At 60.3% G+C, this 23,452-nt stretch carries 23 protein-coding genes and 1 tRNA gene; 9 read left to right on the top strand and 15 right to left on the bottom strand.

Features of this window, described 5'->3' with window-relative positions:
- Window positions 1-216: 216 nt before the first annotated feature.
- On the bottom strand, window positions 217-933 hold the full coding sequence (locus tag ABRP95_RS09150; RefSeq protein ID WP_349839271.1) for an oxidoreductase: 717 nt from the start codon (window positions 931-933) through the stop codon (window positions 217-219).
- Between the two features lie 126 nt (window positions 934-1,059).
- On the opposite strand from ABRP95_RS09150, the gene ABRP95_RS09155 reads away from it, so the two are divergent.
- Window positions 1,060-1,563, top strand: coding sequence for a phage holin family protein (locus ABRP95_RS09155; protein ID WP_410757377.1), 504 nt, complete (start codon window positions 1,060-1,062; stop codon window positions 1,561-1,563).
- Window positions 1,564-1,641: 78 nt separating this feature from the next.
- Window positions 1,642-2,550: an alpha/beta fold hydrolase gene (locus ABRP95_RS09160; RefSeq protein ID WP_284819530.1), complete on the top strand. Its 909-nt coding sequence runs from the start codon at window positions 1,642-1,644 to the stop codon at window positions 2,548-2,550.
- A 96-nt stretch (window positions 2,551-2,646) separates the two neighbouring features.
- Here ABRP95_RS09160 and ABRP95_RS09165 read toward each other — a convergent pair whose 3' ends face one another.
- The 4 genes from ABRP95_RS09165 to nth all read right to left on the bottom strand — a co-directional run bounded on the left by ABRP95_RS09165 (window position 2,647) and on the right by nth (window position 5,852).
- The gene (locus ABRP95_RS09165; protein WP_296088699.1) at window positions 2,647-3,843 is read right to left on the bottom strand and encodes a MarP family serine protease; all 1,197 of its coding nucleotides are present in this window, start codon (window positions 3,841-3,843) and stop codon (window positions 2,647-2,649) included.
- A 62-nt stretch (window positions 3,844-3,905) separates the two neighbouring features.
- Window positions 3,906-4,607: an NUDIX hydrolase gene (locus ABRP95_RS09170; protein WP_126318081.1), complete on the bottom strand. Its 702-nt coding sequence runs from the start codon at window positions 4,605-4,607 to the stop codon at window positions 3,906-3,908.
- On the bottom strand, window positions 4,604-5,194 hold the full coding sequence (locus tag ABRP95_RS09175) for a TlpA family protein disulfide reductase (protein ID WP_284770744.1): 591 nt from the start codon (window positions 5,192-5,194) through the stop codon (window positions 4,604-4,606). The genes ABRP95_RS09170 and ABRP95_RS09175 overlap by 4 nt, the downstream gene beginning before the upstream one ends.
- A gap of 4 nt (window positions 5,195-5,198) precedes the next feature.
- The gene (gene nth / locus ABRP95_RS09180; RefSeq protein WP_284770743.1) at window positions 5,199-5,852 is read right to left on the bottom strand and encodes an endonuclease III; all 654 of its coding nucleotides are present in this window, start codon (window positions 5,850-5,852) and stop codon (window positions 5,199-5,201) included.
- Window positions 5,853-6,193: 341 nt separating this feature from the next.
- Here nth and glxR point away from each other — a divergent pair, with 341 nt between their 5' ends.
- Entirely contained in the window at window positions 6,194-6,877 is a 684-nt protein-coding gene (gene glxR, locus ABRP95_RS09185) for a CRP-like cAMP-activated global transcriptional regulator GlxR (RefSeq protein WP_005276495.1), read from the top strand.
- 85 nt (window positions 6,878-6,962) lie between these two features.
- On the opposite strand, the gene ABRP95_RS09190 is transcribed toward glxR, so the two are convergent.
- The 4 genes from ABRP95_RS09190 to ABRP95_RS09205 form a co-directional block, all read right to left on the bottom strand.
- Window positions 6,963-7,778, bottom strand: a complete 816-nt coding sequence (locus ABRP95_RS09190) for an MBL fold metallo-hydrolase (RefSeq protein WP_284770742.1) — start codon at window positions 7,776-7,778, stop codon at window positions 6,963-6,965.
- Window positions 7,779-7,796: 18 nt separating this feature from the next.
- Window positions 7,797-8,255, bottom strand: a complete 459-nt coding sequence (locus ABRP95_RS09195; RefSeq protein ID WP_284629567.1) for a RidA family protein — start codon at window positions 8,253-8,255, stop codon at window positions 7,797-7,799.
- Window positions 8,256-8,414, bottom strand: coding sequence for a Sp36 family protein (gene sp36, locus ABRP95_RS09200; RefSeq protein ID WP_126318073.1), 159 nt, complete (start codon window positions 8,412-8,414; stop codon window positions 8,256-8,258).
- A gap of 90 nt (window positions 8,415-8,504) precedes the next feature.
- On the bottom strand, window positions 8,505-8,828 hold the full coding sequence (locus tag ABRP95_RS09205; RefSeq protein WP_005276491.1) for a WhiB family transcriptional regulator: 324 nt from the start codon (window positions 8,826-8,828) through the stop codon (window positions 8,505-8,507).
- A gap of 145 nt (window positions 8,829-8,973) precedes the next feature.
- On the opposite strand from ABRP95_RS09205, the gene ABRP95_RS09210 reads away from it, so the two are divergent.
- Window positions 8,974-11,445, top strand: a complete 2,472-nt coding sequence (locus ABRP95_RS09210; protein WP_349839272.1) for a transglycosylase domain-containing protein — start codon at window positions 8,974-8,976, stop codon at window positions 11,443-11,445.
- Between the two features lie 3 nt (window positions 11,446-11,448).
- On the opposite strand, the gene ABRP95_RS09215 is transcribed toward ABRP95_RS09210, so the two are convergent.
- Window positions 11,449-11,913 (bottom strand): GatB/YqeY domain-containing protein, encoded by a 465-nt coding sequence (locus ABRP95_RS09215; protein ID WP_005276488.1) that lies wholly within the window; start codon window positions 11,911-11,913, stop codon window positions 11,449-11,451.
- A gap of 43 nt (window positions 11,914-11,956) precedes the next feature.
- On the opposite strand from ABRP95_RS09215, the gene ABRP95_RS09220 reads away from it, so the two are divergent.
- Together ABRP95_RS09220 and ABRP95_RS09225 are read left to right on the top strand one after the other, a co-directional pair.
- On the top strand, window positions 11,957-12,844 hold the full coding sequence (locus ABRP95_RS09220; RefSeq protein WP_284770738.1) for a metallophosphoesterase: 888 nt from the start codon (window positions 11,957-11,959) through the stop codon (window positions 12,842-12,844).
- A gap of 68 nt (window positions 12,845-12,912) precedes the next feature.
- A tRNA-Pro gene (locus tag ABRP95_RS09225) sits at window positions 12,913-12,986 on the top strand.
- 64 nt (window positions 12,987-13,050) lie between these two features.
- On the opposite strand, the gene ABRP95_RS09230 is transcribed toward ABRP95_RS09225, so the two are convergent.
- Window positions 13,051-14,415: a CitMHS family transporter gene (locus tag ABRP95_RS09230; protein WP_349839273.1), complete on the bottom strand. Its 1,365-nt coding sequence runs from the start codon at window positions 14,413-14,415 to the stop codon at window positions 13,051-13,053.
- Between the two features lie 353 nt (window positions 14,416-14,768).
- The gene (locus ABRP95_RS09235; protein ID WP_296088732.1) at window positions 14,769-16,232 is read right to left on the bottom strand and encodes a hypothetical protein; all 1,464 of its coding nucleotides are present in this window, start codon (window positions 16,230-16,232) and stop codon (window positions 14,769-14,771) included.
- Window positions 16,233-16,316: 84 nt separating this feature from the next.
- On the opposite strand from ABRP95_RS09235, the gene ABRP95_RS09240 reads away from it, so the two are divergent.
- Window positions 16,317-16,871, top strand: coding sequence for a hypothetical protein (locus ABRP95_RS09240; protein ID WP_284770736.1), 555 nt, complete (start codon window positions 16,317-16,319; stop codon window positions 16,869-16,871).
- A 145-nt stretch (window positions 16,872-17,016) separates the two neighbouring features.
- On the opposite strand, the gene ABRP95_RS09245 is transcribed toward ABRP95_RS09240, so the two are convergent.
- Complete coding sequence (locus ABRP95_RS09245) at window positions 17,017-18,567, bottom strand: catalase (protein WP_284783225.1); 1,551 nt, start codon at window positions 18,565-18,567, stop codon at window positions 17,017-17,019.
- Between the two features lie 183 nt (window positions 18,568-18,750).
- On the opposite strand from ABRP95_RS09245, the gene ABRP95_RS09250 reads away from it, so the two are divergent.
- Together ABRP95_RS09250 and ABRP95_RS09255 are read left to right on the top strand one after the other, a co-directional pair.
- Entirely contained in the window at window positions 18,751-19,293 is a 543-nt protein-coding gene (locus tag ABRP95_RS09250; protein WP_284783226.1) for an RNA polymerase sigma factor, read from the top strand.
- A 260-nt stretch (window positions 19,294-19,553) separates the two neighbouring features.
- Window positions 19,554-20,912, top strand: a complete 1,359-nt coding sequence (locus ABRP95_RS09255; protein ID WP_284783227.1) for a YkvI family membrane protein — start codon at window positions 19,554-19,556, stop codon at window positions 20,910-20,912.
- Window positions 20,913-21,007: 95 nt separating this feature from the next.
- Here ABRP95_RS09255 and ABRP95_RS09260 read toward each other — a convergent pair whose 3' ends face one another.
- A complete protein-coding gene (locus ABRP95_RS09260) occupies window positions 21,008-22,039 on the bottom strand; it encodes an aspartate-semialdehyde dehydrogenase (RefSeq protein WP_349839274.1) in 1,032 nt (343 codons plus the stop codon).
- 34 nt (window positions 22,040-22,073) lie between these two features.
- A complete protein-coding gene (locus ABRP95_RS09265; protein WP_023016575.1) occupies window positions 22,074-23,339 on the bottom strand; it encodes an aspartate kinase in 1,266 nt (421 codons plus the stop codon).
- Window positions 23,340-23,452: the final 113 nt, after the last annotated feature.

The raw sequence follows: 23,452 nt of genomic DNA on the forward strand, positions 1-23,452 counted from the left end.
TGCCGGCCCGCGCATCGGGGGGGCGCGCGGGCCGTCAGACACCCGGCCGCGGGGGGGGGGGTGAGCCGGGGCAGGCCGCACAGTATATCGGGGCCTTGCACCGATTATTATGACACGTTCATTACCCGATCACAACAGCTAAGAAAAACTATCTACCTGCACGGCCCTGACCTGCACCGAATGGATGTTCACTGCCCACCGGGGACGGGCGTACGGTTAAGCGGCGCGGGCGATGGCATCAGCCTCTTTGCCACCTACCTCCCAGGCGGAAAGGTGAAAAAGCACCACCTCACCAGGCTTGTCGCGGTAGTTCGCGCGGCACTCGCGATAGGCCTTGGAATGGCGGTGAAAATACACCTCTGGCACGGCAAACCCGCGGGGATCGAAGCCGGTGTGTATGGCGGCCAGGCGGGCGGCAACCCGCGCCACCACGCCGCTGCGCGGGCCAAAGAATTCACCGGCCGCGATTTCGGCATGCACGACGCTCGGCAAAAGGTCGCGGAATGCAGGGCCGCTTCCCTGCGCAATCAGGCGGGCTAAGCCCTGCAAGCGTGCACTATCACCGCTGGGAATCCCGTTTCCGCCAGCCGCAACATCGATGCGCGCGAGCACCTGCAGCGGCGCGCGGGCAAAGGAACGGACGGTGGAGTCCACCACCTCAGGCGCCGCCACGGAATACGCGCTGACCGCGCCGGCTAGCGGCCCACTTTCCACATCGCCCGGGCCAGGGTGTGGGGGGATGGCGTGCCCATCCAAGGCCACGCTGGCGCGCGCCCCGCGCATCAAAGACTCCGCGGAGATGACCTCATACCTGCGCAGCCCGGCGGGCCTGCGGTGGGCGCGCGCGATGGCCGCCGCTGCTTTTTCCGCACCTTCTTTCACCCCCGGGAGGCGAAATAGCGGGGATAACGCGTCATTTTCTGGCATATACATTAGGATAGCCCTAGACGCCCCGAGCCCCGAAGACCCCCTGTGACTGGCGCGGCACCATAAAACCGCACTGTTTCTATTATCATTGGGGCCGTTACAAGGTTTAGATGAAAACGAGGAGAATTAATCGTGAGCAACGATGGATTATTTACTGACGGCACCGATCAATTCGCACCAAAGGTTAATTCGATTCCTTTGAGCGATGTAGATGCATCGTCCTCCGAAACCTCCATCGGCAAGTTGGTCTCCAATGCCACCGAGCAGATGTCCCAGCTCGTGCGCTCTGAGGTAGAGCTGGCAAAGACGGAGCTGGCGCAGTCCGCCAAGAAGGGCGGCATCGGCGCCGGCTTCTTCGGTGCAGCCGGTACCATCGCGCTGTACAGCTCTTTCTTCTTTTTCTTCTTCCTCGCTGAGCTCCTCGCCCTCTGGCTGGAGCGCTGGGCAGCCTTCTTGATCGTCTTCCTCGTGATGATCGTGGCGGCCGGTGTCCTCGCTCTGCTCGGCGTTAAGAATGTCAAAAAGGTTAAGGCCCCGCAGAAGACCATAGATTCCACCAAGGAACTCAAGAACCTTATTCCGGGTAAGGCGCAGAAGTCGCTGGACCGGAAGGACACTCACGGCCTGTATACCTAAACCGCACGCACTATTAGATCCGCCTCAGCCTTTCCTGGGGCGGATTTTCTGTACACATAGAAAGGCGCCTTGCCCTCCATGGCCTTTGCACCACTTCCCCCCTCCACGGTTGAGCTGGAAGGACCCTTTGCGCACGAGTTTGTCCACACCCGGGGCATCCGCCTGCACGTGGCCATAGCGGGCGATAGCGCCGATCCCCTCGTTGTTTTTATTCACGGCGCATTCGGCGGCTGGTTCGATTTTCAGGAGGTCATTGGGCCCCTCGCCCAGAGCGGGTACCACGTTGCCGCGGTGGATATGCGCGGCTTTGGCATGTCCGATAAGCCGCCCATCGATCCAGGCCAGGATATCCGCACCTTGGTCGGGGATCTGGATGGCCTCATCCAGGCATTGGGCCACGATGATGCCTATATCGTCGGCGCCGATACCGGTGGCGCGGTGGCGTGGTGCCTGGCTGCCGAGCGCCCCAATCGCGTCCGCGGCTTGGTCTCCGTCTCGGCCGCGCACCCCGTGGATATCCGCCGCGCCATCGCCGCACGCCCCTGGGATTTTGGGTGGATGATCCTGCGTTCCCTCCTCTGCCACCTGCCAAAGGTCACCCGCGCGAATACCCTGCTGCTCAGCCCCCGGGCCTACCGCAAGGAGCTCAGCCTGGATACGGGGCCCGCGCTTGCCGATGCCACCCTAGAGTCCATCCTTGCCCTGCGCCTGCGCGCCTCTCAGATTGGCAAAGTGCGCCGCGGGATCCTGTGGAATCACCGGATGCGCACCGCCGTGGTGCCGCTGAACTGGTCAGAATTAAGCGTCAAGCGCCCCGTCCTTTTCATCCACGCCCAACAGCGCTTGTGGAACCCCGTCATCCAGCGGGCAGCCCTGCGCGCCCGCGCGGGGTTTAGCGCCACCTCGATTCCAGGTGCCAAGAACCTGCCTTTCCTCGAGGCCCCTGAAAAGTTCGTCGACGAGCTGCGCCGCTGGCTCGACGCGTAGGGCGCGTGGGGCGCGTGGGGCGCGTAGGGCGCGTGGGGCGCGTAGGGCGCGTGGGGCGCGTAGGGCGGATAGCCCTACGCGGATCTAATACGAAGGCTAGTGCGCCACGCACTCGCCCGTTTCTACCGGGCGTTTCAACTGGGTGACATCCCCAATGTGGCCGATGACCTCGTCTGCGGTCAGCGCGTATCCGGTCTCAGAATCATCCACTGAGGCACCGAAGATAACGCCCAAGACCTCGCCCGCGGTATTGACCAGGGGGCCGCCAGAATTGCCCTGTTGGATATTGCCGCGCACCGTATAGGAATCGCGCTCTACCCGGCCTTGGGAATAGATATCTGGGCCGGCGATGGTGATGCGATCGCGCACCCGGGCCATTTCCGCATTAAAGGGGCCGGAGTGTGGGAAACCCATGACCATGGCATCGTCGCCGGTCTGGGCCGGCTGCTGCGCCCACGGCAAGGGCTGGATGCCCAAATCCGGCGCGTGCAAGACGGCGATATCGACCTCTGGGTTGTAGTAGACCACCGTGGCGTCTTTCAACCCCAGCTTCGTATCCAACCTCACCGTTTGGGTGCCGGCCACCACGTGGGCATTGGTGACCACATAGTCATTGTCCACCACAAAACCGGAGCCCATGAGGCGGCGGGAGCACTCTTCGGCATCGCCAAGCACATGAATGATAGACGGGCGGATGCTGCGCACCAGCTCCGGATCCTGCACATCTGGGGCGGGGTCCTCGACGTCCTTGCCGCTGATGGAGGTTTCCCACGGCGAGACCAAGGGCGGAAGCCCCGATTCATTGAGCATCGCCGCCACGCCATTGGGAAAGGAAGCCAGGCGCGTCGGGGCGGCCGCGTTGAGGTTGCTCAGGATGCGGGAATCGCGCAGCCCCTGCCCCGCAGATCCGCCCAGATTGGTGGCCACGGGGATAGAAATCATCCAGATGACGATGAGCGCGATGAAGGACTGAAAGACCGCGCCGAATAGCGAATCTATCCGCTGGGTGGTGCGCGCCTTCATGCGGTCGCGCACGCTGGTGCCCAAGGAGGAACCAATGATCTGCCCAATACCCACCAGCAAAACTAGGATTCCCACGAGCAGGAGCAGGCGCAGCGAAGGCTCCTCCACTGTGCGCAGTACACTGGGCGCTACAGCGATGCCCACCACGAGGCCCGCACCCACGCCAATGGCGGAGAGCACCGCGGCAAGCGCACCATTGCGCCAACCACTTAGCAATGCTGCTAATACGGCAAGCACAATCAGGCCGTCAACAACGAGCGCAGCAGTCATGGCTTTGGTTCTTTCTCTATCGAAATCTCGTGCGTCCCCCGGCGCCTTAAGCGCGCGGGCAATTAGGACATCTTCTCATTATTGCGGGACTTTTTGAGGGTGTCACGCAGGTCTATGACCGAATTGTTATCCCACGGTACGCTCCACCCAGAATGATCCAATAATGCTGCCAGCACCCCGGCAGTAAACCCCCAAATCACGTAGTCATTGGCATAAAACGCCGGCCCTTGCCATTGCTTGAAGCCCACCAGCAGGCGGTTGCGGGGGTCAATGAGCTCCCTAATCGGGACGAAGAACACATCATCGGTCTCCGCCGGGCTCGCGGGATAGACCTCGCCCGGCTGCTTCCAGTGGGCCAAAATCGGGCTTACCGGATTTCCCGTGGCGCGAATGTGCAGCTGCTCCCACTGTTCTAAGGGCGTGACCGTATGGCGCTGCAGGTCGGTTTCCTCCCATGCCTCCCGCAGCGCGGTATCAACCAGCGACGTATCGCCCGGATCCCGCCGGCCGCCCGGGAAAGCAATCTGGCCGGAGTGCGAGCGCATGGACGGCGAGCGGTGCGTGAGCAGAATTTCGCCATCCTCCACGCTGTTCCCGCTCAGCAGCATCAGCACCGCGGCTTCCCGCTTGGTGGGCACCTCTTCCTCCGAGCCATTGAGCTGCGAGGCCTGCCGCTTACCAATGAGCTCTTGCACCTGACTCGTATCGACGCCCAGCGCGGGTTTTATCCACTCGGGCGTGTATTCGGGCCACACTTTACTCATCCGGCAAGCGCCTCCTTGACCGTCTTTTCAATCTCGTCCGCAGAGGTAAACGGCTGGGCCGCCTGTTTGATCACTTCGCCATCGCGGAGAATGACGGTCACGGGAACCACGCCTGGCAGGCCCAGCGTGCCCGCGAAGCTATTATCCGGATCCTGGAAGCTCGGCAGGTCTACCCCCACGTCATTGAGGAACGCGGCCCCGTTGGCGGCGTTTTTATCCGCGTGCACCCCAATGACCTTCCAGTCAGGGTGGGATTCTGCTACCTCGTCCAGGTGGGGCAATTCCGCGCGGCACGGCTCGCACCACCACGCCCACACGTTGGCGATGGTAATGCCCTCATCCGCCTTGTCTCCTTCGCCTGCGTCATCGCCGCCCAGGCATTCCAGATCCACCCCGGCGATGGGCCCCGCGGGGCAATCTGGGCGCTCGGCTACGTCCTGGTCACCCGCCGCGCCCGATTCCATGCCAGGGGCCTGCGCCGATTCACCCGCGCCGGTGTCATCCCCACGCAGCTGCATGACCCCCACTACCACGAGGACAGCGATGACAATGGCCGCAATGACGGTGCCGAAGACGTATTTTTTCATACCGCTAGCTTAATGCAGCCGGGCACAGATCCCGCACCACGCAATCCCCACACTCCGGGTTCCGGGCGTGGCAGACCCGCCGGCCGTGAAAAATGACGCGATGGGAAAACATCGTCCACTGTTCCTCTGCAATGAGCTTGGCGATGTCCCTTTCTATCTTCACCGGCGTCTTCTCTCCCGTCAGCTCCAGGCGCTGCATCAGCCGGCTAAAGTGCGTATCCACGGTAAGGCCGGGCACCCCGAAGGCATCGCCCAGCACCACCAGCGCCGTCTTGCGGCCCACCCCAGGCAGGGAGGTCAGTTCCTTTACGGTCTGTGGCACCTCGCCGTCGAATTCAGAAACGAGGCGCTCGCCGATGCCCATAAGATGCCCCGCCTTCGCCCGCTGAAACCCCAGCGGTCGCAGGATTGCCTCAAGGTCCTCCCGCCTGGCCGCCGCATAATCGGCCGCCGTGGGATAGGTGCGGAAAAGCTCAGGAGTCACCGAGTTCACGCGCGCATCCGTGCACTGCGCGGAGAGCACCGTGGCCACCAAGAGCTGGAGGGGAGAGTCAAAATCGAGCTCGCACTGCGCATCGGGGTGTTCGCGTGCCAATCGCTCATTAATGACGGGCGCTCTCTTGCTCGGGGCCGCGGTGGCCGACAGTGATGAACTCATGCCGCCAAGCTTAGTAGGATAGGAATACATGATTTCACTTGTTATTTTTGTTCCGCTCGGCATCGCCCTTTTCGCGCTCCTCATGGAAAAATTGGAAGCGTTTGTCTTCGCAGATTAATAGAAAACGCGCTGGCTGTAACGCTGGGGGCGTAAGTGATCCCATTTCTGTTATGTAAACGAAACTAGGGCAGTACCCAAAAGTGACGAACTGCACTGTAAAATGGGGTACGCTAAAAATTGACCCCGCTTGTTCCGCATTAGCGTGCCTCCCTGGAGCCCGCAAAAGGATGTGGCCCAAGCACTTTAGTGACTTATCGCAGTCGACATCCAAGGAGTAAAACGTGGAAGGCGTACAGGACACCCTCTCCCGCGCCGGAATCTTCCAAGGCGTTGATCCCGTAGCAGTGCAGAATCTTCTCGAGCAGATGGAGACAGTGCGCTTCCCGCGCGGTACCACCATCTTCGATGAAGGTGAGCCCGGTGACCGTTTGTATATCATCACCTCCGGCAAGATTAAGCTCGCCCGTCACGCCCCGGATGGCCGCGAAAACCTCCTGACCGTGATGGGCCCGTCCGATATGTTCGGCGAGCTCTCCATCTTCGATCCAGGCCCACGTACCTCGTCCGCCGTCTGCGTGACTGAGGTCCAGGCCGCCACCATGAACTCCGAGCTGCTGGATAAGTGGGTTAGCGATCACCCCGCCATCGCCCAGCAGCTGCTGCGCGTGCTGGCCCGCCGCCTGCGCCGCACCAACGCCAACCTGGCGGACCTCATCTTCACCGATGTGCCCGGCCGCGTTGCCAAGACCCTGCTACAACTGGCTAACCGCTTCGGCGTCCAGGAAGGCAGCGCACTGCGCGTCAACCACGATCTCACCCAGGAAGAGATTGCCCAGTTGGTCGGCGCTTCCCGCGAGACCGTCAACAAGGCCCTGGCTACATTCGCCCACCGCGGCTGGATTCGCCTCGAGGGCAAGTCCGTGCTCATCGTCGATACCGAGCACCTCGCCCGCCGCGCGCGATAAAACCAAAAATCCCCTCCGCCCCCGTGCATAAGCACTAAGGGTGGAGGGAATATGCGTTTTAGCAGGCTTCCTGCCGCGCCGCGCGTTAGCTGTCGGTACCGTCGAGGTACTTCAACGCGGTGCGCGTAGATTGCTCGGCGGCATGGCGCAGCACCGGATCCACATCGTCATACATTTCATTGACCAAGGTGGTCAGGTCCACGTCATCGCCCAGCCGGGAGCGGATTTCCCGGATCTGATCCAAGCGGTAATGGCGGCGGTCAATGTACTTGCGCGCCACCTGCGAGGTATCCTCCAAATCCGGCCCGTGGCCCGGGAAGAGCGGAACATCCTTGCCGCGAGATTCCAGCACATCCAGGGCATGCAGGTAATCGGCCAAATCGCCGTCCGTTTCTGAAAGCAAAACGGTGTGGCGCCCCGCAATGGTATCGCCGGTAACGATGCCTTCTAGCCGGGAATTTTCCACCTCCCCGCTCCACACGAAAAAGGACGTTGAGTCCGCCGTATGGCCCGGCGTGTGCAGGACTTCCAGCTGCGGGGTGATGCCTTCCAGGGTCAGGATTTCACCCTTCTGCAACGCCTCCGCGCCATTGCAATAGCTGGGATCGAAGGCGCGGATGGGCGCGCCAGTCATCTGCCGGAGCCGTTGCGCGCCAGAGGCGTGGTCATCGTGGCGGTGGGTAAGCAGAATTAAAGCCACCTCACCAGCATGACGATGCACAACGTTGAGGTGGCCTTCATCCTCCGGCCCCGGGTCCACGACGATCGACCGAGAGTCTTCAGCGGCACTGATAATCCAGGTATTCGTGCCCTCGAGGGCGGTATAGCTGGGATTATCACAAAGAACTACGCCAACGGATTGGCTTACGGGACGCAATTGACTGTATGCGGGGTGCTCCATGCCTACCAGCCTATCCGATCACTCAGCGATCTCTACGATCAATTCGATCTCCACCGGGGCGTTCTTTGGCAAGGCCGCAACGCCGACTGCAGAACGAGCGTGCGTGCCAGCTTCGCCGAATACCTCCCCGATGAAATCCGATGCCCCGTTGACCACCGCTGGCTGATCCTCGTAGCCGGGATCCGACGCCACGAAGCCAACGATCTTGATCACGCGGGAGATATTGTCCAGCCCGATCTCTGCATCGACAGCGGCCAAGGCATTGAGCACGGCGGTGCGGGCCTGTTCTTGGGCCTGTTCCGTGGTGACCTCAGCGCCCACCTTGCCGGTCACCGGCAGGGAGCCTTCCACCAGGGGAAGCTGGCCAGAAGTCCATACCTGATTGCCCACGCGCAGCGCTGGCACATAAGAAGCCAGCGGCTTAGCGACGCCCGGCAGTTCCACCCCTAGCTCTTTCAAGCGAGCGGAAAAGCTCATTTACTCTGCCACCTCGCGCTTGAAGTAGGCCACCACGTTCTCCGGGTTCGGGCCAGGGGTGATGGAGACCAATTCCCATCCGTCTTCGCCCCAAGAGTCAAGAATCTGCTTGGTGGCGTGGGTCAGTACTGGTGCGGTTGCGTATTCCCATTTAGTCATGGGTTTCATTCTAGCGATTTAATACGACTTATGCCGCCCCTATTCCGGAGCGTCACCGCTGGCGGGCGGGCAATTACCCCTCTGACCGCCTTAAATACCGACGAGTTCGCCGCCCTTAGCCAGGTAATTAGCCCAGTCCGTGATGTGGGGATTCTTGCGCAGGAGGGCGCGACGCTGGCGCTCGGTCAATCCGCCCCACACGCCAAATTCCACGCGGTTATCAAGGGCATCCGCCCGGCATTCCGTTAATACTGGGCAGTGGCGGCAAATAACGGCGGCTTTGCGCTGTTCAGCGCCGCGCACGAATAATGCGTCCGGGTCCTCATTGCGGCACTTTGCTTGAGTGACCCACTCACCACGCTCGGGATTTCGGGCTGTATTGGACATTCCCGCAGTCTTCACTCGAACGGTCATGGGTGAGTGTTCTCCTTCCCAGACGGAATACTATGTACCGAGGCCTGAGTCTATTCACTAGAACGCGAGATTGTCTACGAGGTCACACTTTAGGGGGTGCAGGTCACCTTCCCCATTGCTAGGCAGACCACGTAGGGTATTGGGGGTGACTGTCTTCAAATCTTTGTCCAAGATAGCCCTGTCCACGGTCTTGGTAGCCGCGCTCATCGCGCTCGCGCTCGCCCCCTTTGCGGGCATTTCCGGCGTGGCGATCGCCCGCACCAACCAGACCATGCAATCGGACCTGCAAGATCTAACAGCGGGCAATATCCCCGGCGTCACCACGGTGCAAGACGCCTCGGGCAAAGATATGGCCTATGTCTATAGCCAACGCCGCCACCCCGTAAGTGGCGATGAGATTTCGGACGCGATGAAAAACGCCATCGTCTCCATTGAAGACGAACGCTTTTACGAGCACGGCGGCGTTGATCTCCAAGGCAATTTCCGCGCCCTGTGGACCAACCTCACCTCCGGCGGGGTATCCCAGGGCGCGTCCACCATTGACCAGCAGTACGTCAAGAACTACCTCCTGCTCGTCTCCGCACAAAACGATGAAGAACGGGCCGCGGCGACCGAGCAATCCGTCACCCGCAAGTTGCGTGAAATGCGCATGGCAACGCAGATGAATGAGGAATTGGATAAGAAGGAAATCCTTACCAATTACCTCAACTTGGTCTCTTTTGGCAATTATGCCTACGGCGTGGAGGCCGCCGCGCGGACCTACTTTGATAGCCACGCCGCGGACCTCACGGTGCCGCAGGCGGCGATGCTGGCGGGCATGGTGCAGTCCTCAGAGCGCCTCAACCCCTATACCAATGAGGAAGAGGTGCTTGACCGCCGCAACGTCGTGCTGCAGTCCATGGTGGATAACGGCTATCTGGAGCAGGCGGATGCGGATGAGTATAAGGGGGAAGAATTGGGTGTCGGCAAGCGGCCCAATACCCTGGACAATGGCTGCATCGGCGCAGATGATCGCGGCTTTTTCTGCGATTTTGTGCTGCAGTACCTTGAGGAAAAGGGTATGGACCAAGATCAGCTTGCCAACGGTGGATATACCGTAAAGACCACGTTGGACCCGCAGGTGCAGGATACGGCGCTATCTGCGGTGCAGTCGCGCACCAACCCGAATGCTCAGGGCGTCGCCGAGGTGATGGACGTTATCGAACCGGGCACGTCAGACCGCAAGGTCTTGGCCATGGTCTCTTCCCGTGCGTACGGGCTGGACCAAGATAATAATGAAACCCTGCTGCCGCAGACCAACTCCTTGGTGGGCAATGGCGCCGGCTCGGTTTTTAAGGCCTTTACCGCCGCGGCCGCCCTCGAGGCTGGCTACGGCATTAAGAATACGGTGGATGTGCCCACCCGCTATGAGGCCGAAGGCCTTGGCCACGGCGGCGCCGATAACTGCCCCGCCAACCGCTACTGTGTGGAAAACGCGGGCAACTATAAGGCCACGATGACGCTGCAAGAGGCCTTGGCCCACTCGCCCAATACGCCATTTGTCAAGCTCACCGAGCAGGTTGGCGTGGCACCCATCGTGGATATGGCGGTACGCCTCGGCCTGCGCTCCTACGACGAAAAGGGCACCTTTGATAAGGACACCTCCATCGCGCAGCGCACAAAGGACGCCAATTCCGGTTCCTTTACCTTGGGCCCCAACCCGGTAAATCCGCTGGAACTATCCAATGTCGGCGCAACGATTGCCTCCAATGGCCGGTGGTGCGAGCCCAATCCCATTGACGAGGTCCTGGACAAGAACGGCAACGAGGTCTACCTCAAGGAAACCCCGTGCGAGCAGGCGGTAGACCAGGATGTAGCCCACGCCTTGGCCAATGCGCTGTCTGAAGATGCCACGCAGGGAACCGCCAAGGATGCCGCCCAAGCTGCTGGCTTTAGCTCCCCCATCGCCGCCAAGACCGGTACCACCGAGTCCAACCAGTCCTCAGCATTTTTGGGATTCAACGACGGGCTCGCCGCCGCTCCTTATATTTATAACGACGGCACCGATACCCAGCCGCTGTGTACCTCACCCGTGCGCCAGTGCACCGGCTCCGGCAACCTCTTTGGTGGCTTGGAGCCCGCGCAGACATTTTTCACCATGGCATCGCAGCTACCGCAGGCTACCCAGGGCGGGCTGCCCAACTACAACAAGAAATACGATGACGGCACCACCGGGGATAAGTTGCTCGATAGCTTGCGCGGGGAAAACGAGTCACAGGCCCGCAGCACCCTTGAGGCCAAGGGCTATGTGGTAAAAACCTCCCGCGTTGTCGGCGGGGATGTTCCCTACGGCCGAGTGGTGCGCGCGATTACCGGCAAGGATGGCAAGAAGGACGGCGCCGAGATTACCCTGCAGCTTTCCGATGGCACCTCTGCCACCCAATCCCCCTCCAGCGGCGTGGGCAGTGCGAATACGACCGGCGCACAAAATAACACCGGCAGCGGGAACACTACCGGTGTGAGCAACTGGGGAGGAAATAACGGCGGCGGATTGAACCTCAGCCCAGAGGACTTTGGAATCCGCCAGGAAGATATCGATAACTTCCGCAACGATATCCGCAATCTCCTCGGCCGCTAAAGATTAGTTAAGCTGGCCTTTTACCTCTGCGGAAAGGCGCTTGCCGTCGGCTTGGCCGGCGGCTTTTGCATTGGCAACCTTCATGACCGCACCCATCTGCTTCATAGTGGGTGCTTCGCCGTTTTCTTTTTCTACCTCAGCAATTGCTTCTTCTACCAAAGCCTTAAGCTCCGCATCATCGAGCTGGCGCGGCTGGTAGGCCTCGAAGAAGGGGACATCGACAAGCTCAGCCTCTGCCAATTCCGGGCGGCCATTTTCTTCATAGACCTCTGCGGACTCGCGGCGCTTTTTAATCTCGCGCGCGATGACCTTGAGGATATCTTCATCCTCCAGCTCGTGGCGGGAGCCAGTGGTTTCTTCGGCCTGGATTGCCGCGAGCAGCGCGCGAATGGCGCTGGTGCGCTGCTTTTCCTTGGCCTTCATCGACGTTTTCAGATCTGCTCGGATAGTATCTTTTAGCTCGCTCATGCCTTTCAATATACGTCCATTTAAGGCAGGTAGTGTAGAAGCTGTGAAACTTCAACGGATTCTTGGCGGCGTCGCCGCAGGCCTAGGTGTTGCTGCTTGGGGCTTTAGCGAGCTCACGAAATTCGAGCTCAAGGAATTTACCCTTCCACTCCTTCCCAAGGGCACCCTGCGCGGCGAAGAAGAGTTCCGCCTGCTGCACATTTCTGACCTGCACATGATCCCGGGACAGCAGACCAAGATCGATTGGGTCTCCGCCCTCGATGCGCTGGAGCCAGACCTCGTGGTCAATACCGGCGACAACCTCTCCGATAAGCAGGCCGTGCCCGATACCCTGCGCGCGCTCGGCCCGCTGCTCGCCCGGCCCGGCGTCTTCGTGTTTGGCACCAATGATTATTGGGCGCCGCGCCCGGTCAACCCCTTCAAATACCTACTGGGTAAAAAGCGCGAGCCCTCCTACGTTGACCTTCCTTGGCGCGGCATGCGCGCGGCCTTCGTGGAGCACGGTTGGTACGACGGCAACCAGGCACGTCACGAGTTCAAGGTGGGCAATGTTCGCCTTGCCGTGGCCGGAGTGGACGATCCGCACCACGACTTGGACGATTATTCCGAAATCGCCGGCCCACCCCACGAGGATGCCGATCTATCGCTTGCCCTGCTCCACGCCCCCGAGCCGCGCGTGCTCGAAAAGTTCGCCGCCGATGGTTACCAGCTCTCCCTTTCCGGCCATACCCACGGTGGGCAGGTGTGCCTGCCCGGTTCGCGCGCCATCGTGACCAATTGCGGCATCGACCGCCCGCGCGCACAGGGCCTGCATGATTTCGGCCCTATGAAGATGCACGTCTCCAATGGCTTGGGCACGTCCAAATTCGCCCCGGTGCGTTTATTCTGCCGCCCCTCGGCCACCCTGCTGAGGATCACTGAGGTGGACTAGACCTGCCGTTTTGCCGATCGCATTCACCGTGCGTTAAAGTATTTCAGTACTGCTTTTAAGCAGTAGACCGGGATATGGCGCAGGTTGGTAGCGCGCTTCGTTCGGGACGAAGAGGTCGCAGGTTCAAATCCTGTTATCCCGACAGTAGCCCGCAGGAAACTGCGGGCTTTTTCCATGCCTACAAGGCCCTGGATTCCAGAGCCCGCTTAGGCCAGCATTCCGGTAAAGAAGACGATGGCGACGAGGATGATGGAAAATACCCATGCGATGGGGAAGGCTATCTTGAGGTACTTGCCCATCTGACCGTCCGCCAGTCCCAGCGCCAGCCACAGTGCTGGCGAAAATGGGGAGACGAAGGTTCCCACCACGTTGCCGATAATGAGAGCGCTCGCAGCGCCCATACCGCTGACGCCGAAGGACTCCACCGTGCCCTGGACGATGGGCAGTACCGAGAAGTAATACGCATCCGTGGAGGTCAACAGATCTAGCGGAACCCCAAAGAATCCCACGATGACGTGCAGATACGGCGCCACTCCTTCCGGGAGAATATTCACCAGGCTCAGCGCGATTTCTTCTAGCATCTTGGTCTCATTGAGCACGCCCAAAAACATCGCGGCTGCAATGATCACTCCGGCCATGGACAAGGCGTTGGGGGCGTGACGCCGCAAGGCATCGCCCTGCTCCATCGCGCCGTCGAAGTTCACTACCAAGGCAATGGTGGTAGCAATAAGGAACGCGGGTGCCGGTGGCAGCAAGCCCGAAAGCAGGGCGGCGAGCACGGCGAAGGCAACGACGATATTCGCGATAGTAACCCACCGGGATTTCCGGTACCTGAACCCGAGTTTTTGTTGTTCCTCAGCCTGCTTGGCGGAAAAATCATCCGCCAAGGAATTCACGTCCACTGAGATGGTGCCCTTAATCTCGCCGCTTTCCTGCAGCTTGGCTAAGCGGCTCTTTTCGCGCCATCCCAACAGGGCGGCAATGGCGAAGATCAGGACCACTGCCACACCTTGGATGGGCAATAAGTGCAGCCAGATATCGTTCGGGTCTTGCTCAACCACCGCACCGGCACGCCCCAGTGGTCCGCCCCACGGGACCATATTCATCACCGAAGCGGCTAGGGCCACGATGGTAATCAGCACATAACGCGACATGTGCAGCGCCCGGTACAGCGGCAGCAATGCGGGAATCGTAATAAGGAAGGTCGTGGAACCCGATCCATCGAGGTGCGCCACGATGCCGATGGCGGCCGTGCCTATAGTCACGGCCATGACATTGCCACGGGTCGCCTTGATGAGGCTGCGGATCACCGGGGTAAAAAGCCCCACATCCTGCAAAATGCCGAAGAAAATGATGGCGAAGATGAACATCACCACGACGTTGATGACAGAACTTAAGCCTTCGCCAAAGAAATCCGCGATATCTTCTACCCCAAAACCGGCTATCACAGCGCCGATGACGGGCACCAAGGTCATGGGAATAATGGGATTAACGCGGCCACGGATGAGGATTCCCACCGTCACAAAGATGATGGCCAGTCCCATCAGGGTCAGCCCTAGGGAGGTCTGCATTGCGCTCCTTTAAAAGTCACTGGCGCCCGCATGGCGCACGCCATTAGCCAAAAGACGTATGGCTAATGCTAAACATTGCTGTGTGGTAGCGCACATTCCTGCCGTGGGCCGCATTTATCAACCCTGGCCCGCCGTGAATATATACCTTTGGGTAAAAACGGGAAACGACGCGGCGCCCCTACAGCACCGCGTCGCCCCTATTCCCTATCACTCACAACGGCGCAAGCCGTTCGCCTACCCCCTAAGTAGGCGGTGTGAGCACTAGTAAGAATAACACTCCTCGTATTCCAGCCATAGCGCTGGCAAACCATTGCCAGCTTTATACAAGCTTTTGGCCATTTAAGTATTAAATTTCAGACTTTAGCGGCTGTTTTTGGGTTCTCCCTGGCAGGCACGAGCCATTTCACTGCACTCAGACCTACAAGAGTGATAGCGCCCAAAACGGCAAGGCCGGTCCACAGCACCACTGCCTCACCATCGTTGCCCGCCACGGTGACGGCGGCCGTTGTCCAGTTGAGCGGCAAAAGGTTAGCTACTACCTGCCATACCTTATCCACCCCGGCGATGGCCGCGGATTTCCACAGCCACCCCACCAACGCGGTCTGCCCAATGCCAAAGATCGCGGCGAGGATCGATCCCACGGTCATGCCACACAGTTCGAGCAAGCCACGCACGATAAGCGCGGAGGACAGGGCACCCAAGAACAGGGCTCCTCCGGCGGCCACGGCGGCGATGGGGGTAAGGCCGATGGACAAGACGAAGAGCAGGATCTCCCCGATGGCCACCGCTGCCAGCGATCCGCCGAGAACCATCAGCCACGGGCGGAATCCCAATTTCCACGCCACCCCGGCCGCGGATCCAGCCAAGAGGACGAGCGCGGAAATGAGCATGGCGATGACCGGGCTCAGCTGGCGCGCATCTTCCTCTGCAGCCACGTGCGCGGGAGGCAGGGCGCGCTGCACCTCCCCCAGGTTCGATTGGTTTTGTTCGGCCATGCCGGTGAGCTTGCCGGCGCCATCGTCAAGCTGGCCCACCCCATCGAGCGCCTCATCCACGCGGCTATTGAGCTCCGCGATGGACTGGTTGAGCTGCTGCGCGCCTGCCACAGCCTGGTTGATGCCATCGTGATAGGCATAACCGCTTACCGCCAGCTGATTGGAGAGATCGCGCGAGCCATCCTTCAGCTTTTTCAACTCCCCGGTCAGGGATTCATCGAGGCGGAAGTTTTCCACCTGCTTGCGCAGATCTCCCAGCTGGGAGCGGACTTGTTTCGCTTCCTTGGAATCATTTCCCTCCAGGTCGCGCACCGTACCATCGATGGCTTCCAAGATTTGGCCTTGGACGGCCCCCAGGCCCACGACCTGGTCGACGGCCCCGCCGACGGTATTTGCCAGTTCCGTCGCCCCTCCGCCGAGGGTATTGGTCCCGGACTGCAGCTGGTTAAGGCCCGAGACCAGCTCTTGCGAGCCGCCGGCGAGCTTTTCGACGCCCTCGCCTAATTCCCCGGCACCCTTATCCAGCTCACTAGTACCCTTGTTCAAGCGATCCGCGCCGGATTTCAGGATGCTGGCCTGCGCTTGGGCGCGGCTGGCGGCCTCGGCGGCTTCCTTAAGCTCCGGCGATGCCGAATTCGCCTGTGGTGCGCCATAAGGCTGCGCGGCGCTCGACCACGCATGCGCCGGTTCCCACTGCGCCCAGGCCGCCACTGCGGTACCAACGATAAGCGGTACGGCGAGCAATACGAGCAGGAAGAAGTTGCGCCACCGCGAAGAGCTCGCGGACGCGGTGGGCGCGGTCGAGGCAAGGCGTTTGGTCATGCTAGTAACCTATCGCTGCAGGTCATTCCCTTTCCGCAGGCGCGCCGATCCCCACGCATAACAAAGAGAATCTACTATTAAGACATGCCTATCCCCCTGAAACCCCCGTTCTCCCGCACGCTAGCGTGCGCGGCCGCGTTTCCGCTGTGCATGGCATTGGTGTCCTGCGCCGATGATGCCGATACCTCCGCCCACCCCAGTGAGCCCCAGTTTTCTGATGCCGTGGCGCAATCCAGTTCCGGATCTGCAAGCTCCGCGGAAGGCACGGCAGCCACTACAACCGATGCCCCTGCGACCTCACCCAAAAAGACGCAGGCACAACAACCCACTCCAAAGGAAGTCACGGTCACCACAACCACCACGCAGGCCAAGGGCGATTGCTCCCCCGCGTCCTTTGCTCCCATTGTCCCCAAAATGGACAACATTGTGGTTATAGATTGTGACGGTGCCTGGGCTCACTTTGGCAAAGACCAAACAGATTGGACCGTATGGGCGCGATTTAGCGAAGGCGAGTGGACAAATATTGAGCCAATCGGTGTAGCTACTTCTGGAATGAGCGAACCGTGTTATGACGTGGACAAATGGATCAAGCAGGGCGCTCCTAGCTTTGTCTCAGACAATATGCGCCGCTGCGATTAATACCGCCTAACGTACAGGCCGCCTTCGACCAACTGTCTCCGCTGCACCCAACTCACAGCAACTCGCTGTGGGTTGAGGACGTGGGGTTGGTCGAAGGCGGCCTGTATTTTATGCCTCTAAGAAGCAGTACAACCGCAGTGGCGGGCTACTTCTTTTCGGCAAAGACCTCGCGCACGCGCTGGCCCAGATCCGGGTGGACGTTGGTCCAGTACTGGTAAACGCGCTCTTCGGTTTCCTCGGACACGCCGGCCATCGCGTTGGTGATATTGGTGACCAAGCGCTCCTTGGCGCCGTCGTCGTAGACGTTTTCGTACAGGTCGCGCGCTTGGACGAAGTCATCGTCTTCCGCATGGCGTACGTACGGCGCGCGGACCAAGTCCTGACCGTGGGAATCCGGGTTCACGTAGAGGTCCGCCGCAGTGGTGGTCTCTAGGTCCTCGCGGTTGTTGACGGAGGCATCATCAAGCACGCCCGTGCCCTTCGCATGGCGGTTGGGCGAGTACACCGGATCCTCTGGTGCATTGTAGAAGTACTGCATTGGACCCTCGTGCTCGTAGGTATTGACCTTCTCCGCATTACGAGGCTGGTTGACCGGCAAGTGCTTGTAGTTCGGCCCGATGCGATAGCGCTGCTGATCTGCATAGGCAAAGACGCGGGCCTGAAGCATCTTATCCGGAGATAGGCCAACACCCGGCACGATATTGGAGGGATCGAGTGCAACCTGCTCGATCTGGGCAAAGAAGTTGCGCGGGTTGCGGTTGAGCTCGAAGTAGCCCACATCGTGCAGCGGGTAGTCCTTCTTGGACCAGACCTTGGTCAGATCGAAGGGGTTGAAGCGGTAATCTTCAGCCTCAGCAAGCGGCATGATCTGCACCTTGACATCCCAGATGGGGTAGTTGCCCTCTTCGATGGCGTTGTAGAGATCCGCGCGGTGGCTATCCGGGTTCTGGCCGGCTTCTACGGTGGCCTCTTCATCGGTGAAATTCTCTACGCCCTGGCGGGAGATGAAGTGGTATTTCACCCAGAATGCCTCGCCGTCTTCGTTGACCCACTGGAAGGTGTGGGAACCGTAGCCATTTTGGTGGCGGGTGGTCTTCGGGGTGCCGCGGTCACCCATCAGGTAGGTCACCTGGTGGGCGGATTCCGGGTTGCGGGTCCAGAAATCCCACTGCATATCGGCATCGCGCAGGCCATTGGAACCCAGGCGCTTTTGGGAGTGGATGAAGTCCGGGAACTTCATGCCATCGCGCAGGAAGAATACCGGGGTGTTATTGCCCACGATGTCGAAGTTGCCGTCTTCGGTGTAGAAGCGGAGGGCAAAGCCGTGCACATCGCGCCAGGTATCCGGGGAGCCCTGCTCGCCGGCAACGGTGGAAAAACGGCCCATCATCGGGGTGACGGTGCCCTTCTGGAAGACCTTAGCCTTGGTGTAGGCGGACACATCTTCGGTGATGTGCAGCTCACCGTAGGCGCCGTGGCCCTTGGCGTGCGGGGTACGCTCGGGCACGCGCTCGCGGTTGAAGTGGGCGAGCTTTTCAATGAGGTGAATATCGTTAAGCGCGACCGGACCCTGGGGTCCGGCGGTCACGGACGTATTCTCAGAAGGAACGGGCTGGCCGGAAGGGCGGGTCGTGGTGCCCTTGCCTGCGGGACGCTGTCCCTTGTTCAAGATGTCATCAGCGGTGGAATCAGTCATGGTATGTCTTTGCCTCCTGGCAATCAGTCGATAATTTGGGGTCAATTATCAATCACGGACAACCCATAGCTTACTACGTATAACGGCGCTGCGCTACCTTTTCCGCGCATAAGCCGCTTGCTTTTGCCCCAGCCACCGCAACCTTGGATAAGAAATGCAGGAGCTACTGGTAGATTCATTCAGGTGACACACCACTCCGCAGCAGACGACGCCCGCGTCACCGAGCTCGCCCTCCGGGCTGGGCGCGGCGACCGAGCAGCGCTTACGGAGTTCATCAAGGCCACCCAGGATGATGTCTGGCGCCTCCTCGCCCACCTGGGTGGCCCCGAAATCGCCGACGACCTCACCCAGGAGACCTACCTGCGCGTCATCAGCGCCCTGCCACGCTTTGCCGCCCGCTCTTCCGCGCGCACCTGGCTGCTCTCGCTGGCCCGGCGCGTGTGGGTGGATAATATCCGCCACGATATGGCCCGGCCCCGCAAATCCGCCACGCAATACGAGGACGCCATGAGCTCCGCCGCGGAAAACTCCGGTTCCTGGAGCGATTGGATCGATGCCCGTGCGCTTATCGATGCCCTGCCAGCCGACCGCCGCGAAGCCCTCATCCTCACCCAGGTACTGGGCTATACCTATGAGGAAGCGGCCAAGATCGCCGGGGTGCGCGTTGGCACCATCCGCTCCCGCGTGGCGCGCGCCCGCAAGGACCTCATCGAGGGCGCAAATTAATACCCCCGAATGTTCGAGCGCTTGGACGCATACTTTCGCCCTAATACTTAACAACGTGCAGGTACTTAGGGCAGTGCAGCGGGATCCTGCGGGCCTAGGGCGGGGTAGAAAAATACTAAAGTGACACGATTTCAGCTGTGAAGTCACGGGTGAAATGTGATTCTATTAGATACACACACGTGATAAATCGACCGTCGATCCGGGCCCGCGCGTTCCCAAAGCCGGGCCCGGCGAGTGTGAGTAAGAGAGTTTCTCCCCTCATGATTAAACGCGCAATCGGAATCTCCATGGCGTTTATTGGCGTCGTGGTGGGCGCAGGCTTTGCCTCGGGCCAAGAAGCCATGCAGTACTTCGTAGCTTTCGGTGAATGGGGCCTGTGGGGCATCGCCCTCGCCGCCGCCCTCATGATGGTCACCGGCGTGTCCATCCTGCAGCTGGGCTCCTATTTCCAGGCGGTGGAGCACACCGCTGTCTACAACAAGATCGCTTCACCAGTCACCGCCAAGATATTGGACTGGTCCACGCTGATTACGCTGTTTTCCATCGGCTTCGTCATGTTCGCCGGTGGTGGCTCCAATATCAACCAGCAATTCCCCAGCATCCCCGTGTGGGTCGGCGGCACCGTCATGCTGATCCTCGTGCTGCTGGTGGGCCTTATGGACGTGGACCGCGTTACCCGCGTCATCGGTACCATCACCCCGTTCATCATCATCTTCGTGGTGCTGGCCACTGGCTACACCATCCTTACGGCCGATGTGGACTTCGCGTCCCTGAATACCTGGGCCATCGATAACGTCAATACCTCGCTGCCTAACTGGTGGCTTTCTGCGCTGAACTACACCGGCCTGAACGTCATGACGGCCGTATCCATGTCCATCGTCATCGGCGGTAACTTCCTAGATAACCGCGCCGTGGGCATCGGCGGCCTCATCGGTGGTTTCCTTTACCTCATCTTGCTGGCCCTGCTCGTCTTCGCCCTCTTCTTCGAGGCTAAGGACGTCAACGGCGAGGACATGCCGGTACTGAAGCTGATTACGGGCATCCACCCGGTTCTCGGCATCTTGATGACCTTCGTTATCTACGGCATGGTCTTTAACACTGCCATCGGTATGTTCTACGCCCTGGGCAAGCGCCTGACCCGCAATAACCCACAGCGCTTCTACCCCGTATACGCCGCATCCTGCATCATCGGCTTCATCCTGTCCTTCATCGGCTTCCAGTCCTTGGTCAGCAACGTCTACCCCATCCTGGGTTACCTCGGCCTGCTGATGATTGTCGTGATGGTTTATAACCGCATTAAAAACCGCGGCATGCTTGCCGATGAATCCGATCGCCGCATGCGCGCCCACGATCTCGTCGCCCGCAAGCTGGACCCGCGCGAGCGCTTTACCAAGAAGAACGAGCGCGAGCTGCGCATGCTAGCCGCGGCCTCCAATATGCACACGCAAGAATTCATCGATCACCTCGCCGAGGATATCCACGAGGAGCTCGAAGAGGACGATGAACTCGACTACGACCGTTCAGAGCCCGCGCCTTCCGTCACCTACGTCCAGCACACGAAGCCGGAAGTACCTTCCGTTGATAGTGACTTGGACTTTGGCAAGAAAGACGAAGACTAAGGCTTAAGCTTTAGAAGCCACACGCAATTCGGCTCCTCGCTTCCCATTACAGGAACGAGGAGCCGAATTTTTATGCGCCGGGCAAGGCTTCGCGGCTATACCAAAAGTTCTGCGATCTGGATGGTGTTGAGCGCAGCGCCCTTGCGCAGGTTATCGCCAGAGACGACGAGGACGAGGCCCTTATTGTCATCTACCGTCTGATCCTGGCGGATGCGCCCGACCAAGGAATCGTCCTTGCCGGCGGCGGCGAGGGGGGTGGGGACATCGGCAACCGTCACGCCTGGGGCATCGCTTAGAAGCTCGGTGGCCTGCTCGGGGGTGATGGGCTTGTCGAACTCCGCGTGGATGGTCAGGGTGTGACCGGTAAAGACGGGAATGCGCACGCAGGTGCCGGCAACCTTGAGGTCCGGCAGGCCGAGAATCTTGCGGGATTCATTGCGCAGCTTCTGTTCTTCGTTGGTCTCGTTGCTGCCGTCATCGACGAGGTTACCGGCAAAGGGCAGCGCGTTATAGGCAATGGGCGCGACGAAAGGTCCCAGGTCCTCATCATCGAGGGCAGAACCATCGTGGACTAGGTTCACGTTGTGATCGCCCACGCTGTAGACCTGCGCGGCCAGCGTCTGCACGCCCGCCAGGCCGGAACCGGATACCGCCTGATAGGACGATACGTGCAGCTTGTTGAGGCCGGCGGCATCGTGCAGAACCTTCAGCACCGGCATGGCGGCCATGGTGGTGCAGTTCGGATTGGCGATAATGCCCTTCGGCGGGTTCTTCGCCTCCTCAGGGTTTACCTCAGATACCACGAGCGGGACCTCCGGGTCCTTGCGGTAGGCCGAAGAATTATCCACCACGGTAGCGCCCGCGGCGGCAAAGACCGGGGCCCACTTCTCAGAGGTGGAACCGCCCGCGGAAAATACCGCGATATCGACATCGGCAACGGATTCTTCGGTGACCTCGGCCAAGTCCTCCACTTCAATCTGCTCGCCGCGGAATTCCAGCTCGGTGCCTGCGGAACGGGCAGAGGCGAAAAAGCGCACCTTATCCGCCGGGAAATTACGTTCTTCCAAAATGGAGCGCATCACGCGGCCGACCTGGCCGGTGGCGCCGACGACTGCAACGGTAGTCATTGTCTTCCTTTTTACTGCTCTGTAGTGCTCTGGTTTATCGTCCGGTTCCAGCATAGACGGTGGCTTCTTCCTCGCCGCCGAGCTGGAACTTATCGTGCAGGGCGCGCGCCGCCTTTTCCAGGTCTGCCTCGCGCGTCAGCATGGAGATGCGGATTTCGGAGGTGGAAATAAGCTCCATATTCACTCCCACATCGCGCAGGGCCTCGGTAAAGTCCGCCGTCACGCCGGGGTGGGACTTCATGCCGGCGCCGACGAGGGAGACCTTGCCCACCTGGTCATCGTAAAGCACATTGGACCAGCCGCCCTCAGACTGCAGCTTGCTCAATAGCTCCATCGCGCGGGGGCCATCGGCGCGCGGGCAGGTGAAGGTGATGTCGGTGGTGCCATCCTCCAGGGAGGAGACGTTTTGCAGCACCATATCGATATTGATCTCCGCATCGGCGATGACGCGGAAAAGCTTCGCGGCCTCGCCCGGGCGATCTGGGATGCCCAGCACGGTTACCTTCGCCTCGGATTTATCAGTTGCTACACCAGTAAGTACTGCTTCTTCCACGGGGATATCCTCCATCGAGCCGGTCACCAACGTGCCGGGGTCATTTGAATAAGACGAGCGAACTCGCAACGGAACATTGAAAGCGCGGGCGTATTCCACGCTGCGCAGGACCAGAATCTTGGATCCTACGGCGGCCATTTCCAGCATCTCTTCAAAAGAGAGCTTTTCTAGCTTTTGCGCATCCGGAACAATGCGCGGATCGGCGGTATAGACGCCATCGACATCGGAGTAGATTTCGCACACATCCGCCTTGAGCGCCGCCGCCAGGGCGACCGCGGTGGTATCGGACCCGCCGCGGCCCAGCGTGGTCACATCGCGCGAGTCCTTATTCACGCCCTGGAATCCGGCGACGATGCAGATCTGTCCATCCTCTAAGGCCTCGGTCAGGCGGCCGGGGGTGACGTCAACGATGCGCGCATTGCCGTGGCGCTCGGTCGTCAGCACGCCCGCCTGGGAGCCGGTAAAAGACTGGGCCTTCGCGCCCAGGGACTCCACCGCCATGGCCACTAGCGCATTGGAGATGCGCTCGCCGGCGGTAAGGAGCATATCCATTTCGCGCTGCGGGGGAACGGGATTGACTTGCGCTGCAAGGTCAAGAAGCTCATCGGTGGTATCCCCCATAGCGGAGCACACCACGACGACATCATTGCCCTGCTTTTTAGTGGCCACAATCCGCTCCGCTACCGCGCGGATGCGATCTGCGGATTCGAGGGAGGAGCCGCCGTATTTTTGAACGATCAGGGCCACGGTGTGGTTGCCACCTTTCGTTTTAAAAGGCACCCCTGCGCGCAGACGCGCCACAGAAATACCTGTCGGACACTAGTCAAATTCCTATGCTACCCCGCAAGGCGCTACACCTC

The organism is Corynebacterium sp. KPL2895 (assembly GCF_040225815.1).
GTDB lineage: Bacteria > Actinomycetota > Actinomycetes > Mycobacteriales > Mycobacteriaceae > Corynebacterium > Corynebacterium rhinophilum.